Source organism: Amycolatopsis acidiphila (assembly GCF_021391495.1).
Classification (GTDB): Bacteria; Actinomycetota; Actinomycetes; order Mycobacteriales; family Pseudonocardiaceae; genus Amycolatopsis_E; species Amycolatopsis_E acidiphila.
On the sequence record NZ_CP090063.1, the window covers coordinates 13,154 to 26,844 of the forward strand.

General features: G+C 69.5%; 18 protein-coding genes and 1 tRNA gene. 13 read left to right on the plus strand and 6 right to left on the minus strand.

The genetic code is table 11. The features are described 5' to 3' along the window. Nucleotides 1-137 precede the first annotated feature (137 nt). From LWP59_RS00055 to LWP59_RS00070, 4 genes are all read left to right on the plus strand, one after another. Complete coding sequence (locus LWP59_RS00055; RefSeq protein WP_144637325.1) at nt 138-326, plus strand: DLW-39 family protein; 189 nt, start codon at nt 138-140, stop codon at nt 324-326. 27 nt (nt 327-353) lie between these two features. Then, nucleotides 354-426, plus strand: a tRNA-Ala gene (locus tag LWP59_RS00060). A 44-nt stretch (nt 427-470) separates the two neighbouring features. Further along, nucleotides 471-977 (plus strand): DinB family protein, encoded by a 507-nt coding sequence (locus LWP59_RS00065; protein WP_186383191.1) that lies wholly within the window; start codon nt 471-473, stop codon nt 975-977. A 26-nt stretch (nt 978-1,003) separates the two neighbouring features. Continuing rightward, nucleotides 1,004-1,828 carry a spermidine synthase gene (locus tag LWP59_RS00070; protein WP_144637378.1) on the plus strand — a complete coding sequence of 275 codons (825 nt, stop codon included), beginning with the start codon at nt 1,004-1,006 and terminating at the stop codon, nt 1,826-1,828. Here the strand turns inward: LWP59_RS00070 and LWP59_RS00075 are convergent. Next, nucleotides 1,825-2,772: a pyridoxal-phosphate dependent enzyme gene (locus LWP59_RS00075; protein WP_144637323.1), complete on the minus strand. Its 948-nt coding sequence runs from the start codon at nt 2,770-2,772 to the stop codon at nt 1,825-1,827. The two genes, LWP59_RS00070 and LWP59_RS00075, sit on opposite strands and share 4 nt — an antisense overlap. Nucleotides 2,773-2,826: 54 nt before the next feature. Here LWP59_RS00075 and LWP59_RS00080 point away from each other — a divergent pair, with 54 nt between their 5' ends. Continuing rightward, nucleotides 2,827-3,348, plus strand: a complete 522-nt coding sequence (locus LWP59_RS00080) for a DUF2020 domain-containing protein (protein ID WP_144637321.1) — start codon at nt 2,827-2,829, stop codon at nt 3,346-3,348. 135 nt (nt 3,349-3,483) lie between these two features. Next, the gene (locus LWP59_RS00085) at nt 3,484-3,936 is read left to right on the plus strand and encodes a DUF6918 family protein (protein ID WP_144637319.1); all 453 of its coding nucleotides are present in this window, start codon (nt 3,484-3,486) and stop codon (nt 3,934-3,936) included. Between the two features lie 61 nt (nt 3,937-3,997). Here the strand turns inward: LWP59_RS00085 and LWP59_RS00090 are convergent, their stop codons facing one another. Next, a complete protein-coding gene (locus LWP59_RS00090; protein ID WP_144637317.1) occupies nt 3,998-4,627 on the minus strand; it encodes a hypothetical protein in 630 nt (209 codons plus the stop codon). Nucleotides 4,628-4,716: 89 nt separating this feature from the next. Here LWP59_RS00090 and LWP59_RS00095 point away from each other — a divergent pair, with 89 nt between their 5' ends. Then, the gene (locus LWP59_RS00095) at nt 4,717-5,271 is read left to right on the plus strand and encodes a peptidylprolyl isomerase (protein ID WP_144637315.1); all 555 of its coding nucleotides are present in this window, start codon (nt 4,717-4,719) and stop codon (nt 5,269-5,271) included. 172 nt (nt 5,272-5,443) lie between these two features. Next, the gene (locus LWP59_RS00100) at nt 5,444-6,250 is read left to right on the plus strand and encodes a rhomboid family intramembrane serine protease (protein ID WP_308431694.1); all 807 of its coding nucleotides are present in this window, start codon (nt 5,444-5,446) and stop codon (nt 6,248-6,250) included. On the opposite strand, the gene LWP59_RS00105 is transcribed toward LWP59_RS00100, so the two are convergent. Next, the gene (locus tag LWP59_RS00105; RefSeq protein WP_186383190.1) at nt 6,239-6,643 is read right to left on the minus strand and encodes a PH domain-containing protein; all 405 of its coding nucleotides are present in this window, start codon (nt 6,641-6,643) and stop codon (nt 6,239-6,241) included. The genes LWP59_RS00100 and LWP59_RS00105 overlap by 12 nt on opposite strands. An 86-nt stretch (nt 6,644-6,729) precedes the next feature. Next, on the minus strand, nt 6,730-6,996 hold the full coding sequence (gene crgA / locus LWP59_RS00110; RefSeq protein WP_144637311.1) for a cell division protein CrgA: 267 nt from the start codon (nt 6,994-6,996) through the stop codon (nt 6,730-6,732). Nucleotides 6,997-7,102: 106 nt separating this feature from the next. On the opposite strand from crgA, the gene LWP59_RS00115 reads away from it, so the two are divergent. Together LWP59_RS00115 and LWP59_RS00120 are read left to right on the plus strand one after the other, a co-directional pair. Beyond that, on the plus strand, nt 7,103-7,939 hold the full coding sequence (locus LWP59_RS00115; RefSeq protein WP_144637309.1) for a class E sortase: 837 nt from the start codon (nt 7,103-7,105) through the stop codon (nt 7,937-7,939). Further along, the gene (locus LWP59_RS00120) at nt 7,940-8,095 is read left to right on the plus strand and encodes a hypothetical protein (protein ID WP_186383189.1); all 156 of its coding nucleotides are present in this window, start codon (nt 7,940-7,942) and stop codon (nt 8,093-8,095) included. Here the strand turns inward: LWP59_RS00120 and LWP59_RS00125 are convergent. Further along, entirely contained in the window at nt 8,088-9,407 is a 1,320-nt protein-coding gene (locus tag LWP59_RS00125) for an FAD-dependent oxidoreductase (protein WP_144637374.1), read from the minus strand. The two genes, LWP59_RS00120 and LWP59_RS00125, sit on opposite strands and share 8 nt — an antisense overlap. A gap of 112 nt (nt 9,408-9,519) precedes the next feature. On the opposite strand from LWP59_RS00125, the gene LWP59_RS00130 reads away from it, so the two are divergent. The 3 genes from LWP59_RS00130 to LWP59_RS00140 are packed head-to-tail and all read left to right on the plus strand — an operon-like array spanning nt 9,520 to nt 11,575. Continuing rightward, a complete protein-coding gene (locus tag LWP59_RS00130; protein ID WP_144637307.1) occupies nt 9,520-10,161 on the plus strand; it encodes an aminodeoxychorismate/anthranilate synthase component II in 642 nt (213 codons plus the stop codon). Nucleotides 10,162-10,166: 5 nt separating this feature from the next. Next, complete coding sequence (locus LWP59_RS00135; protein ID WP_144637371.1) at nt 10,167-10,943, plus strand: ATP-binding cassette domain-containing protein; 777 nt, start codon at nt 10,167-10,169, stop codon at nt 10,941-10,943. Next, nucleotides 10,940-11,575, plus strand: a complete 636-nt coding sequence (locus LWP59_RS00140; protein ID WP_144637305.1) for a hypothetical protein — start codon at nt 10,940-10,942, stop codon at nt 11,573-11,575. The genes LWP59_RS00135 and LWP59_RS00140 overlap by 4 nt, the downstream gene beginning before the upstream one ends. Nucleotides 11,576-11,668: 93 nt before the next feature. On the opposite strand, the gene pknB is transcribed toward LWP59_RS00140, so the two are convergent. Continuing rightward, entirely contained in the window at nt 11,669-13,666 is a 1,998-nt protein-coding gene (pknB, locus tag LWP59_RS00145; protein ID WP_144637303.1) for a Stk1 family PASTA domain-containing Ser/Thr kinase, read from the minus strand. Nucleotides 13,667-13,691 lie beyond the last annotated feature (25 nt).

The following is a 13,691-nucleotide window of genomic DNA, read 5'->3' on the forward strand; positions in this document are numbered from 1 at the left end:
TGGCCGACGAACGCCGGGCGACCTGCTGCGCCCTCCTCGTTCGTCGTCTTCAGTCGGCTACCCAGCCCTCCGGATCCCTATTCGTCCGGTCCGGTAGCATCTTGGGGTCAGCGGAAACGTCGAAAAAGGGGCTTCAGGTGAAGAAGCTGTTGGCGCTCGCGGTTGTCGCGGGTGGTGTGCTGTTCGTCATCAAGCGCAACAAGGACGCCAAGGCCGAAGCCGACCTGTGGCGGGAGGCCACCGCTCCGACGGGCAAGCCGCTGGGTGCCGTCTCGACGAACGGCACCGCCCCGGCGCGTGCCGCCGGCGCAGGCCAGAACAACTGAACCTCCGCGCGGGTTCGCCCGCGCCCCGGGGCTGTAGCTCAATTGGTAGAGCGCTGCTTTTGCAAGGCAGAGGTCAGGGGTTCGATTCCCCTCAGCTCCACACTCGCATCGTGGTTCTCGATCTCCTTTCCGTAGGATCACCCCGTGACCTGGACCGCCCCTGAGACCGAGTTCGCCGGCGGATCGACCGCGGCGGACGAACGCACGATGCTGGCGGGGTATCTCGCCTGGCATCGCAGCGTCCTGCTCCAGAAGTGCGCGGGCCTGACAGGCGAGCAGCTCGCCCAGCGCACCGTGCCGCCGTCGACGTTGTCCCTGCTCGGGCTGATCCGCCATATGGCCAAGGTCGAGCGCATCTGGTTCCGCGAGCGGTTCGCAGGCGAACCGGTGGAACGGCTGCACCCCGGCACCGACGTCGACTTCGACGAGCTCGACCCGTCGAGGGCGCGCGAGGAATACGAGCGGCTGGTCGAGGAGGTCCGCCTCGCGGACAAGATCCTCGCGGACGCCTCGCTGGAGGACACCTTCACCCACAACGGCGAGGTGTTCTCGGTGCGTTTCCTCCACCTGCACATGCTCCAGGAGTACGCCCGGCACAACGGCCACGCCGACCTGCTGCGCGAGCGCACCGACGGAGCCACCGGAGCTTGAGCAAACGCCGCAGGCAGCACGCTCCGATGCCCGGCGAGTACCCGGTGCGCTTCGGCACCGCGGAACTGCTCGCCGACGCCGACCATCCCGGCGGCTGGCAGCTGAGCGTCGACGGAACCCCACAGTCCTATGTGGACCTGGACGACCCGACGCATCTCGAGTTCGAGTACGTGCGGCGCATGGGCGACGTGATCGACTGTTTCGGCGCCGGCCGGGAACCATTGGTGGCACTGCATCTCGGCGGCGCCGGCTGCACCCTTCCGCGCTACATCGCGGCCACCCGCCCGGGTTCGCGGCAACTGGTGTTCGATGCCGACGGACCGCTCATCGAACTCGTGCGGGAGCAGCTCGACCTGCGCAGCGTGCCGCAGCTACGCGTGCGGATCTCCGACGGTCGCGCCGGTCTCGCCACCCGGCACGACGACAGCGCGGACCTCGTGATCACGGACGTTTTCAAACAGGCCAGCATGTCCAGCGACGTCGCGACCCTCGAGTTCACCACCGATGTCGCGCGGGTGCTGCGTCCGCCCGGCAGCTACCTCCTCAACGTCGCCGACGGGCCGGGTCTCTTGTTCACGCGCCGCGTCGTCGCCACCCTCGCCGCGGTCTTTCCGCACGTGCTCCTGCTCGCCGAGCCGGGGGTGCTGCGCGGCCGCCGTTTCGGCAACGTCGTGCTTGCCGCTTCGGCCGTCGAGCTGCCCGCCCAGGCCGTCACCGGACGTGCCGCATCCGCCGCGTTCCCGGCGCGCTGCCTGGCCGGTGACGACCTGAAATCCTTCTACGGCAAGGCAAAACCCCTCACCGACGCCGATCGGGTGAGCGCGCCGCTGCCCCCGCCGAACGCTTTCTAGCCCAGCAGTTCGCGGAAACGGTCCGCCGAGACGTTGCCGCCCGAAATGATGAGACCGACGCGCTTGCCGGGCGCCCGCACCCGGCCGGTCAGCAACGCGGCGGCGACCGTGGCCCCGCTCGGCTCGACGACCAGCTTCATCCGGTCGAACAGGAACCGCATGGCGTCGCGGATCTCGTCGTCGGTCACGGTCACGACCTCGGAGACCAGCTTGTGGTTGATCGCGAACGTCTGCTCGCCCGGCTCGTTCACCGCGAGGCCATCGGCGATCGTGCGCGGGACGTCGATGCGCACCCGACGGCCCTCCGCGAACGAGCGCTGGTGGTCGTTGCCCGCGGCGGGCTCCACGCCGATGATCTGGACGTCCGGGTGCAACGAGCTGGCCGCGACCGCCGTGCCAGCCATCAGCCCGCCGCCACCGAGGGGCGCCAGCAGCACGTCCACCGGCCCCGCCTCCTCCAGGAACTCGAGCGCAGCGGTGCCCTGCCCGGCCATGATGTCCGGGTGTTCGTACGGCGGGATGTTCGAATATCCGTACTGCGCGGCGAGTTCCGCCGCGAGCGCCGTCCGGTCCGCGGTGTAGCGGTCGAACCGGCGGACCTCCGCGCCGTAGCCGATTACGGCGTCCACTTTGGACTGCGGAGCGTCCTCGGGCATCAGGATGGTCGCCTTGGTGCCCAGCAGCGAGGCGGCGAGCGCCACCGCCTGCGCGTGGTTGCCCGAGGAGTACGTGCACACCCCGCGCCCCAGCTGCTCGCCGGACAGCTGCGACAGCGCGTTGTACGCGCCACGGAACTTGAACGCGCCCGTGCGCTGGAAGTTCTCGCACTTGAGCAGCACCTGGGCGCCGACCCGGGAGTCGAGCGTGTGGGAGGTGACGATCGGCGTCCGGTGCGCCTTTCCGGCGAGCCGACCGGCCGCCGCGCGGATGTCCTCGAGATTCACTCAGACAGTATGTCGAATACCCAGACTGTTTGTCGACATGGTTACTGTCGGGGCATGCGCCGACTCGTGCTCGCTCTCGCGACCGTCGCCGTGGTCGCGACCGGCTGCTCCCAGCAGTCCCCGGCACCTTCGCCCAGCACGCCGCCCGCGACCTCCACGGCCGCGCAGCCGCCGCCCGACCCGCAGCCGACCGGGCCCGGCCCGTGCCCGTACCTCGCGACCTCGTTCGTCGCCGACGCGAACGGCCAGCACGTGTCGAAGGTTCAGACCTCCGCGGACAAACCGCACCCGGCGTGCTTCTTCTACGCACTCACCGGAAAGCTGCAGCTGACCGTCCAGGTCTACGTCGGGGATGCGGCCGTCGCCAAGACGCTGGTGAACAAGGCGGCTCCACTGAACAGCAGTAATCCCGCCAGCAGCCCCGCCGGCTGGCAGGGCGGATACGAGCCGACGGACGCCGGCGCGGTGTACGCGGTGGGCAAGGGCGGCGCCGCGGTCGTGGTCAGCACGAACCAGAAGCAGACGGTCAAGGCGAGAACCGTTGCCGAGCAAACGATTTCGGCGCTCGGCCTGTAAACCCCGGGTGCTGAAGGCGCAAGTCGATCTTGTACTACGCTGACCCCCACCTGTGGCCGGGGAGGACCAGCCGCCATCGGCGCGCAACGGGCCGCAGCTATCCGTGTACCTCGAAGTGAAGAAGGACATACACCCGTGGCTGACACCCTCAAGGAAATCCTGCTCGACTCCAGCAGGCGTCCGGCCGTCGTGGCGGACCTGGAGACCCTCGTCGACGCTGAGGTCTCGGACAAGGGCGGCGTTTCCGGTGCCGTCATCAAGACCGGTTTCGCCGCGGTCAAGAAGATCAAGCCGGGCATCATCGGCTCCGCGGTCGACAGCCTCCTGGACGAGTTCACCGGTACCCTCGAGCCGTTCTACGCGGACTTCAAGGGCCAGGGCGGCGGCGACTTCGGCGCCTACCTGTCGGGTCGCGGCGACGCGGCTGCCGACGCACTGCTCGGCGTGACCGACGCCCGCGCGGAGAAGAGCAGCCGGGACAGCATCAAGAAGGTCTACTCGAAGCTGCGTCCGAACGGCAAGAAGAACGTCGAGGAAGCGCTTCCCCGGCTGGGCCAGCTGATCGACAAGCACGCCGCCACCGCCTGAGTGGCAGACAAACCGTGAGGCCGTCTCCGGGACTTCCCGGAGACGGCCTCATCGGTTCGCACTAGCTCTTCTTCTGTGCCGGAGACGGCGCCGAGGCCTGGCCGTTCGTGGCCGGCTTCGGGTCCGCCGGGGTCGGCGTCGCACGCGGCGGCTCGGTCGCCACCGGCGGCTCCTGCTTGGGCCGCAGCGCGTAGGCGGCACCAGCCGCCACCAGCCCGATCCCCAGCAGCCACGGCCAGCGGCGACGCTTGCGCTCGCCCTTCGCGGCGGTCCTGGCTTCGATGACCGCGGCCTTGAACTCCTTCTTCGCGGCCTTGAAGTCGCGCTTGCCCTTGCGCTTCGAGTCGCCGGCCGCCTTCGCGGCCTTGATGGCGGCCTTGCGGGCCTTCCGGCCCGGCGCACGCATCTCGGCGAGCCGCGCGGCCGCCTCCTTGCGCGCTTCCGCGCTGGCCTTCGCGAGCTCCTTGCGCGTCTGCCCCGACTTCTTGGCAAGCTCCTTGCGAGCCTTGCGGCCCCGCTTCGCAGCCTCCTTGCGAACCTCTTCGGTGTTCTCGGCGAGCAGTTGCTCGGCCGCCTGCGCGGCGCGCGCGGTCGCTCCTGCGCCCACCTTGCCGGCCTCGACGGCACGGTCACGCAGGCCCAGCAAGCCGGTCTTGACCGACTCACCGACCGAGTCTGCGGCTCGGGTCATGGCCTTCACCTCGTCAATCGTTGGGTTTACCGTTGTTTCCCTGTTATCTATCCTGCCCGTTTCCGCCGGATCCCGCTGCGGATGGCACGATGAGGCGCGTGACTGAGAGCAATGAATCCCTCGTTGGTGCGAAGGTCAAGGCCGTGCTGCACACCAACCAAGGCGACATCCGGCTGAACCTCTTTCCTGATCACGCGCCCAAGACCGTGGCGAACTTCGTGGGCCTCGCCGAAGGGACGAAAGATTACACCCAGCCCAACGCCAAGGGCGAGAAGTCTGGTCCGTTCTACGACGGCTCGATCTTCCACCGCGTCATCTCCGGTTTCATGCTGCAGGGCGGCGACCCGACCGGCACCGGACGGGGCGGCCCGGGCTACCGCTTCGGTGATGAGTTCCACCCCGAGCTGCAGTTCAATCGTCCGTACCTGCTCGCGATGGCGAACGCGGGGCCGGGCACGAACGGCTCGCAGTTCTTCATCACCGTCGCGCCGACCACCCACCTCAACTTCAAGCACACGATCTTCGGCGAGGTCGCGGACCAGGACTCGCAGAACGTCGTCGACACGATCGCCAACACGGCGACCGGGGTGGCCGACCGGCCGCTCTCCGATGTCGTGATCGAGAAGGTCGACATCGAGCGCTGACACCCGCGGGTATCTCGGAGGCTAGCCTGGAAGCACTGTGAACCAGCCTCCATCACCGCACACACCACCGGCGGCGCTACCTGGCTGCTGGTGGCATCCCAGCCGACAGACCGGGCTGAGCTGCACCCGTTGTGGCCGGCCTGCCTGCCCGGACTGCCTGCGTGAGGCAGCTGTGGGCGCACAGTGCATCGACTGTGTGCAGGCCGGTCGCCGGCAGGGCGCCGGCAGGCGGCAGGACCGCCCGACGGGGTCCGGTGCGCGCACGATCGCCGGCGCGCGGCTGTCCAACCGCCTGGTGGCCACCCCGGCCCTCATCGCGCTCAACGTGCTGGTCTACGCGATCACCGCGGTCGAGGCCAGGGACCCGATGAACAACCAGATCTCGGAACTGTTCCGTGCCTGGGTGCTGTGGCCGCTGGGCATCGCCGGCGGCGAGTGGTGGCGCCTGTTCACCGCCGGCTTCCTGCACTACGGGCCCATCCACCTCGCGGTGAACATGTTCTCGCTCTGGATCATCGGCCGCGAGATGGAGGTGCTGCTCGGCAAGGCCCGGTTCGTCGCCCTGTACGTGGTCTCGCTGCTGGGCGGCAGCGTGCTGGTCTACATGTTCAGCGCCACGAACGGCCCGACAGCCGGCGCCTCGGGCGCGATCTACGGCCTGCTCGGCGGCGTCCTCGTCGCGGTGCTGCGGCTGAAGCTGAACCCGGCGCCCGCGATCGGCACCATCGTGCTGAACCTGATCATCACGGTCTCGTTGCCCAACATCTCGCTGTTCGGGCACCTCGGCGGCCTGGTCGTCGGGGCGGCGGGCACGGCGGCGATGGTCTACGCCCCGGCGAAGAACCGCGTGGCCTGGCAGGTGGGCGCCCTCGTCGTGCTGGTGGTGGCGCTGCTCGCGGTGTACGTCTACCGGGACTCGCTGCTGGCGAGCGTGGCGTGCAGTGGTTCCGGGGCCCAGCTGCGCTGCTCAGGGTCGTAACGCGCTGAGGGTGTCCAGCACGTCCAGCGGATCGGCGCCGAGCTCGAGCCAGCCGAACACGAACAGCTGCTCGCCGGCGGAGATCTCCAGCGTCTTGCTGTCGCGTCCCATCCGTTTGGTGCTGCGCAGCGAGGTGTGCGCCTCCGGCCAGCTGAACCGCTGCTCGCCGTGCAGGGTCCGCACGCGCAGGCCGTCGATGTCCGCCGTCAGCCGGGGCCGGACCAGCAGGCCGTGCGCGGACAGCACGGCGAGCACGACGGTGACGACGCCGAAGAACACCTCGCCGAGCTTGTCGTCGTAGAGGAAGACGCCGGCCAGTGCGACGAGCGCGCCGAGGAGCCCGACCGCGACGAGTGCGGGTCGGGGAGCCCAGCTCGCCGAGGAGTTATCCACAGGGGTTATCCACAATGGGGATGAGTCACATCGGTGTAATTCGCTGTCAATCGGCCGTTCGGAGTATTCCGGTGAACTTCGTCGACCTAGCGCCACTTCATCGTCATCAGCAGACCGGAGATCATGAGTGCGAAACCGATCGCGAAGTTCCAGTTGCCCAGATCGGCCATGAACCCGATCTTGTCGCCTGCGATGTAGTTGACCACCAGCCAGACCAGTCCGACCAGCATGAGACCGAACATGACGATCTTGTAAATCGGGTGCGACGGCCCCGCGGCGCGCACCTTGACCGGCGTGCGCCGGTCGGTGGGCGGCGTGTACGCCGTCTTCTTGCGGACCTTGGACTTGGGCATCGGAACCTCGCGTACTTGGATGACTCGCCGGCGATGCGCGGCTCTTGGCGCGCAACCACCTCCAGCACCACACGTTAACGTAAGCGAGCACTCGAGAGGAGCGTGCGTGGCGATCCTGGAAGCACCGGCGCCGAAGACGCCGCGCGGGCGTGGCGCCAAGACCGTCCGGACGGTCGGTGAACTGCTGATCACGGCCGGTCTGGTCGTGTTGCTGTTCGTCGTCTACGAGCTCTACGTCACCGACCTCTTCTCGGCGCAGAAGCAGGCCAGCGCGGCCGCAGGTCTGGACCAGGACTGGTCGCAGGGCCGGGAGCTGCAGTCCGAACTGGTCGACGGCAAGGCGTTCGCGAAGCTCTACATCCCCGGCTTCGGCGCCGACTACCACTTCACCATCCAGGAGGGCACCGACGCGGCGGCGCTGGAAGTCGGCCCCGGGCACTACAAGGGCACCGCGCTGCCGGGCGAGCCCGGCGACTTCGCGGTCGCGGGGCACCGGGTCGGCAAGGGCGCCCCGTTCAACGACCTGGACCTGCTGAGCTCGTGTGATGCGATCGTCGTCGAGACCCAGACCGACTTCTTCGTCTACCGGGTCCTGCCGCACGCGGACGAGATCGCGGGCTGGGCGACGGGCAAGGGCAAGCAGCCGCAGTGCGCGAAGGTGAGCACCCTGCGCACCGACGCCCCCGGCGGCGGCCCGTACGGGCAGACCGTCGGGCGCGAGGTGGTCAGCCCCAACCAGGGCGACGTCGTGGCGCCGGTGCCACACCAGCCGGCCGACGTGCTGCCGGCGGCGCAGCAGGTGGCGCTGCTCACGCTCACCACCTGCCACCCGCAGTTCTCGGACAAGCAGCGCCTGATCGTGCACGCGGTGCTGACCAACCAGTTCCCGAAGACGCCGGGCGCCACCTACGCCCAGCTGCTGCAGGCGATCGGGGAGGCGTAGATGTACGCGTGGATCTGGCGTCACCTGCCGGGACCGGCCGGTGCGAAGCTGCTGCTCGCGATCGTGCTGGTCCTGGCGGTGGTGGCGCTGCTGTTGTTCGTGGTCTTCCCCTGGCTGGACCCGATGCTGCCGTTCAACCAGGTGTCGGTCAACTAGACCTGGAGACGCGCAGCATCTCCTCGCGCTCGACGACCTTGACTCGCTCGCGGCCCTGCGGCTCGCCGAGGGAGCGCTCGTGGGCGTCGAGCAGACCCCAGCCTTCCCAGGTGGTGAACGGGACGCCGCGGTCGGCCAGGAAGCCGAGGATCGCGTCCGGGTCGTCGTGCTTCGGCCGCTCGAGCGAGTCCGCGTCCGCCAGCAGGTTGGCGACCGTTTCGGCCGCGTCGCCCTTGGTGTGCCCGATCAGGCCCACCGGTCCGCGCTTGATCCAGCCGGTCACGTACACGCCGGGGACCTGGTCGTCGTCGATGTCCAGCACCCGGCCGCCCGCGTTCGGCACGGTGCCGCTCGCGTGGTCGAACGGGATTTCGGCCAACGGCGAGGACAGGTAGCCGACCGCGCGGTAGACGGCCTGCACGTCCCAGTCGTGGAACTCGCCGGTGCCGCGGACGTTGCCGTCCCCGGTCAGCTCGGTGCGCTCGGTGCGCAGGCCGGTGACCCGGTCCGCGCCGAGCACCTCGGCCGGTGAGTGGAAGAAGTGCAGGTGCAGCCGCTTCGGCCGGTCGCCCTGGTCGCGGATCGCCCACTCCTGCAACGTCTTCACGACCATGTCGGCCTGCTTGGACGAACGCAGCACCGCGACGCTTGCCTCGTCGAACTCGATGTCCTCCGGGTCGACGATGACCTCGACGTTCGGCGAGTGGTCCAGCTCCCGCAGCTCCAGCGGGGTGAACTTGGCCTGCGCCGGGCCGCGACGGCCGAAGACGTGCACGTCGGTGACCGGGCTGGCCTTGAGGCCCGCGTAGACGTTCGGCGGGATGTCGGTGGTCAGCAGCTCGTCGGCTGTCTTGGCCAGGATGCGGGCCACGTCGAGGGCGACGTTGCCGACGCCGAGCACGGCGACGCTGGTGGCTTCCAGCGGCCAGCTGCGCGGCACGTCGGGGTGGCCGTCGTACCAGGACACGAAGTCGGCGGCGCCGAAGCTGCCGGGCAGGTCGACGCCGGGGATCTCGAGTGCGCGGTCGCTGGTCGCGCCGGTGGCGAAGACGACCGCGTCGTAGAACTCGCGCAGGTCGTCGAGCTTGACGTCGGTGCCGTAGTCGATGTTGCCGAGGAGCCGGATGCCGGGCTTGTCGAGGACCTTGTGCAGGGCGGTCACGATGCCCTTGATGCGCGGGTGGTCCGGTGCCACGCCGTAGCGGATGAGACCGAACGGCGCCGGCATGCGTTCGAAGAGATCGACGCTGACCTCGGCGTCGGACTTGTCGAGGAGGTCGGCGGCGTAGATGCCGGCCGGACCGGCGCCCACGATCGCGATACGAAGAGTTCGGCTCACTCCTCCACGGTAAAGTGAGGTGACCCTAACAAGCACTGTGATGTGGCGTACGGTCCAGCATCCGGACCTCGGTAGGGTGGGTTACATGCGAGTACTCGTCGTCGACAACTACGACAGCTTCGTCTACAACCTCGTGCAGTACCTGGCGCAGCTCGGCGCCGACTGCACGGTGTGGCGCAACGACGTCGTGGACCTCGAGCGCGTCGGCGAGTTCGACGGGGTGCTGGTCTCGCCGGGGCCGGGCACACCCGAACGCGCCGGTCAGAGCATCGACGTCGTGCGCAGGTGTGCCGAGAGCGAGACCCCGGTGCTCGGGGTGTGCCTCGGGCACCAGGCGATCGGCGTCGCCTGGGGGGCGACGGTCGGCCGGGCGCCCGAGCTGCTGCACGGCAAGACCAGCCAGGTGCACCACGAGGGCGAGGGCGTGCTGGCCGGACTGCCCGACCCGTTCACCGCGACCCGCTACCACTCGCTGACCGTGCTGCCGGAGACGATCCCGGCCGAGTTCGAGGTCACCGCGCGTACCGAGTCGGGCGTCGTGATGGGGATGCGGCACCGCGAGCTGCCGGTCGAGGGCGTGCAGTTCCACCCCGAGTCCGTGCTGACGCAGCGTGGGCACCGGATGCTGGCGAACTGGATGGGCGCCGCGGGCCACCCGGTCGAAGAGTCCACTGTGGACAACCTGGTGCGCCAGGTGGAGGCCCTGCAGAAGGCCGCGATTGCGTGACAGCGCTGGTCCGGCTCCTCGGGGTCGGTAAGCGCTACGGCCGGGGGCGACCGGTGCTCACCGGTGTCGACCTGGAGATCCCGCGTGGGCGCGTTGTCGGTGTCGTGGGCACCAACGGGTCCGGGAAGTCCACCTTGCTGCGCATCCTCGCCAGGGTGTCGGAGCCTTCCGCGGGCACGGTCGAAGGCACGCCGTCGATCGGTTACGTGCCGGACCGGTTTCCCGCGTCGACGAGGATGACCGCGGTCGGGTACCTGCGGCATCTCGGCCGGATCAGCGGAGTGTCCGATGTAGACTCCCGCGCGGCCGCGCTGCTCGGCCGGCTCGCGCTGGCCGGCGGTCCGCGCGCGCCGATCCGGCAGCTCTCGAAGGGCAACGCGCAGAAGGTCGGCCTGGCACAGGCGTTGCTGACCGATCCGGACCTACTGGTGCTCGACGAACCGTGGTCCGGCCTCGATCCGGCCGCGCACGGCGTGCTGGGCGAGCTGATCGCGCAGACCCGCGACCGTGGGGCGAGCGTGGTGTTCACCGCCCACGACGAGGAGCTCGCGCAGCAACACGCGACGCAGGTCTACCGGATGACCGAAGGCGTGCTGCGTGTTTCCGCCGGCGGGCCGATGGTGCGGATCGTGCTGCGGGGTTCGGGTGACGTGCCGTGGCGGACAGAGCTGGTATCGCGGGACGGCGCGCAGGTCGAGCTCGTGGTCCCGGCCGACCGCGTCGACAAGGTGCTGCTCGACGCGTTGCAGCGCGGCTGGTCGGTGCTGGGAGTAACCCGGTGATCCGCTACCAGCTGGCCCTGCTCGGACATTCGCAGCGGTGGCTGCCGCCGTCGTTCGCGTTCCTGGTGCTGCTCGCGATCCTGTACACCGACCCGGACGCGCCGATCCTGCCGGAGCTCGCGGTGAGCACGGGTGCCGTGACGGTCGCGGCGAGCTGGCTCACGATCGCTCTGGTCGACGCCGAAGACCCGGTGCAGCGGCTCATCACGAGGGTGCACGCCCGGCGGCTGTCGACCGTGCTCGGTGGGGTGGTGGTGTCGGTACTGATTTGCTGCGCGGTGCTGACGGCAGTCTCGCTGGTGTGGTCCTCGATCCGGCACGGCGGCGACCCGGCCGGCGTGCTCGGGATCGGCGTGCTCGCGCACCTGGCCGGCGCGTGCACCGGGGTCGCGATCGGGCTGCTGTGCTCGCGACTCCTGGTGACACGCATCGGCTACACGGTTCTCGCCGCCCCGGCGGCGCTCGTGGTGGTGTTGTTGCTCCGGTGGGTGCCGCTGCTCAACCCGATGCTGCGCGCGATGTCCTCGGGCACGCCCGCGACAGGCGCGGTGGTGGTCGGCGTGGTGACGTCGGCGGTACTGCTGAGCGTCAGCGCCGTCGTCGTCGGCCTGCTCTTCCGCCGCCGAAGCTGAGCTCGATCCCGGCGCGGGCGGCATACCCCGGACAGAGGTGAGGCCAGGCTCCCGGCTCGGGAAACCTGGCCTCACCTCAGTGCCACGCGCGGGTCAGGGCCCGGGGATGATGCCGTGGCTGGACGACGTGGCCGTCGGGCTGGTGCTGTTGCCGCCGCCTCCGCCGTTGGTTTCGCCGACGAAGATCGTGATGGTCTGGTTCTTCGTGATCTGGACGCCCGCGCTCGGCGACGTCCGGGTCACCAGGCCTTCCTGGTCGCTGTCGAACACCCGATCCGCCTGGTAGTTGAGCTGGCCGTCCCAGCCCGCCTGCTGCAGCCGCGCCTGCGCCTGGTCCTGGGTCAGGCCACGCAGGTCCGGCATGGCGATCTGCTGCAGCGACCCGTCCGACACGTACACCGTCACCGTGCTGCCCTCGGGCTGCAGCCCGGCGTTCGGCTTCTGGTTGATCACCGTGCCCGCGGGCTCGGCCGACGCCTGGGTCTGCTTGGCCACCGTGAACCCGGCGCCCTTCAGCCCGGCCTCGGCCTCGCTGAACTGCTTGCCCGTGTAGTCGGTGACGTTGACCATGTTCTTGGTCTTGCCGACGCTGATGGTCACCGTCGTGCCCTCGTCGACCGTCGTGCTCGGGGCGACGCTCTGCTTCACGACCTTGCCGTACTGGTTCGGGTCGCTGACGTCGACCTGCGGCTGGTTCGGATCGACGTACAGCCCGACCGCCGCGAGCGCCGCCTTCGCGTCGTCCGGGGTCTTGCCCGACAGGTCCGGCACCTGGACCTTGGCGGGCGCGGCACCGACGCTCAGCTTGATCTCCGTCGAGGTGGTCACCGTCGCGCCGGCCGCCGGATCGGTGGACAGCGCTTTGCCGACGTCGTCGGGATTGTTGCAGGCCGGCTGCCCGGTCTGCAGCATCTTGCACGACACCGGCACGATCGTGACCTTGGTGAAGCCCTTGTTGCGCAGGGTGTCCACCGCGGTGTTCTGGACCTGGCTTCGCACGTCGGGCACCTGCGCCGACGTCGGCTTGGTGTCGAACGCGCCCGCGAGCCACATGATGAACGCGACCAGTGCGAGGCCGATGACCGTGAAGATCACCGCGGTCCACGCCCGGCGTCGCCGCCGGCGGGCCGGGTCCTCCTCGCCGTAGGCGTCACCGTACTCCTCGTAGTCGCCCGCGTGCCCGGGCGGGCCACCGCCGTTCATCACCTGGGTGCGCTCGTCGGCGGTCATCACCATCGGCGCGGACGGCCGCTGCCCGGACAGCACGCGCACCATGTCCGACCGCATCTCCGCGGCCGACTGGTACCGGTTCGCCGGGCCCTTGGCCAGCGCCTTCAGCACGATCGCGTCCAGCTCCGGCGAGACCGCCGGGTTCACCGTCGACGGCGCCTTCGGGTCCTCCCGGACGTGCTGGTACGCCACGGCGACCGGGGAGTCGCCGGTGAACGGTGGCTCGCCCGTGATGAGCTCGTAGAGCACACAGCCCGCCGCGTAGACGTCCGAACGCGCGTCGACGCCCTCGCCGCGGGCCTGCTCCGGGGAGAGGTACTGGGCGGTGCCGATCACCGCGGCGGTCTGCGTCATCGCGGCCTGGCCGTCGTGCATCGCGCGCGCGATGCCGAAGTCCATGACCTTGACCGCACCGTGGTTGGTGATCATCACGTTCGCCGGCTTCACATCCCGGTGCACGATGCCGTGCCGGTGCGAGAAGTCGAGCGCGGCGCAGACGTCGGCCATGACCTCCATGGCCCGCTTCTGCGACATCGGACCCTCGGTCTTGACGATGTCGCGCAGCGTCCGCCCGCTGACGAACTCCATCACGATGTAGGGCAGCGGACCGTACTCGGTCTGCGTCTCGCCGGTGTCGTAGACGGCGACGATCGCCGGGTGGTTCAGGGCGGCCGCGTTCTGCGCCTCGCGCCGGAAACGCTCCTGGAACTGCGGGTCGCGGGCCAGGTCGGCACGAAGGATCTTCACCGCGACCTCGCGCCCGAGACGGATGTCGGTGCCGTGGTGGACCTCGGACATGCCGCCGTAGCCGAGCGTGTCGCCCAGTTCGTAGCGGTTGGAGAGCAGTCGGGGTGCGCTCATCGGAGAAAGCCTGTCCATTCCGTCC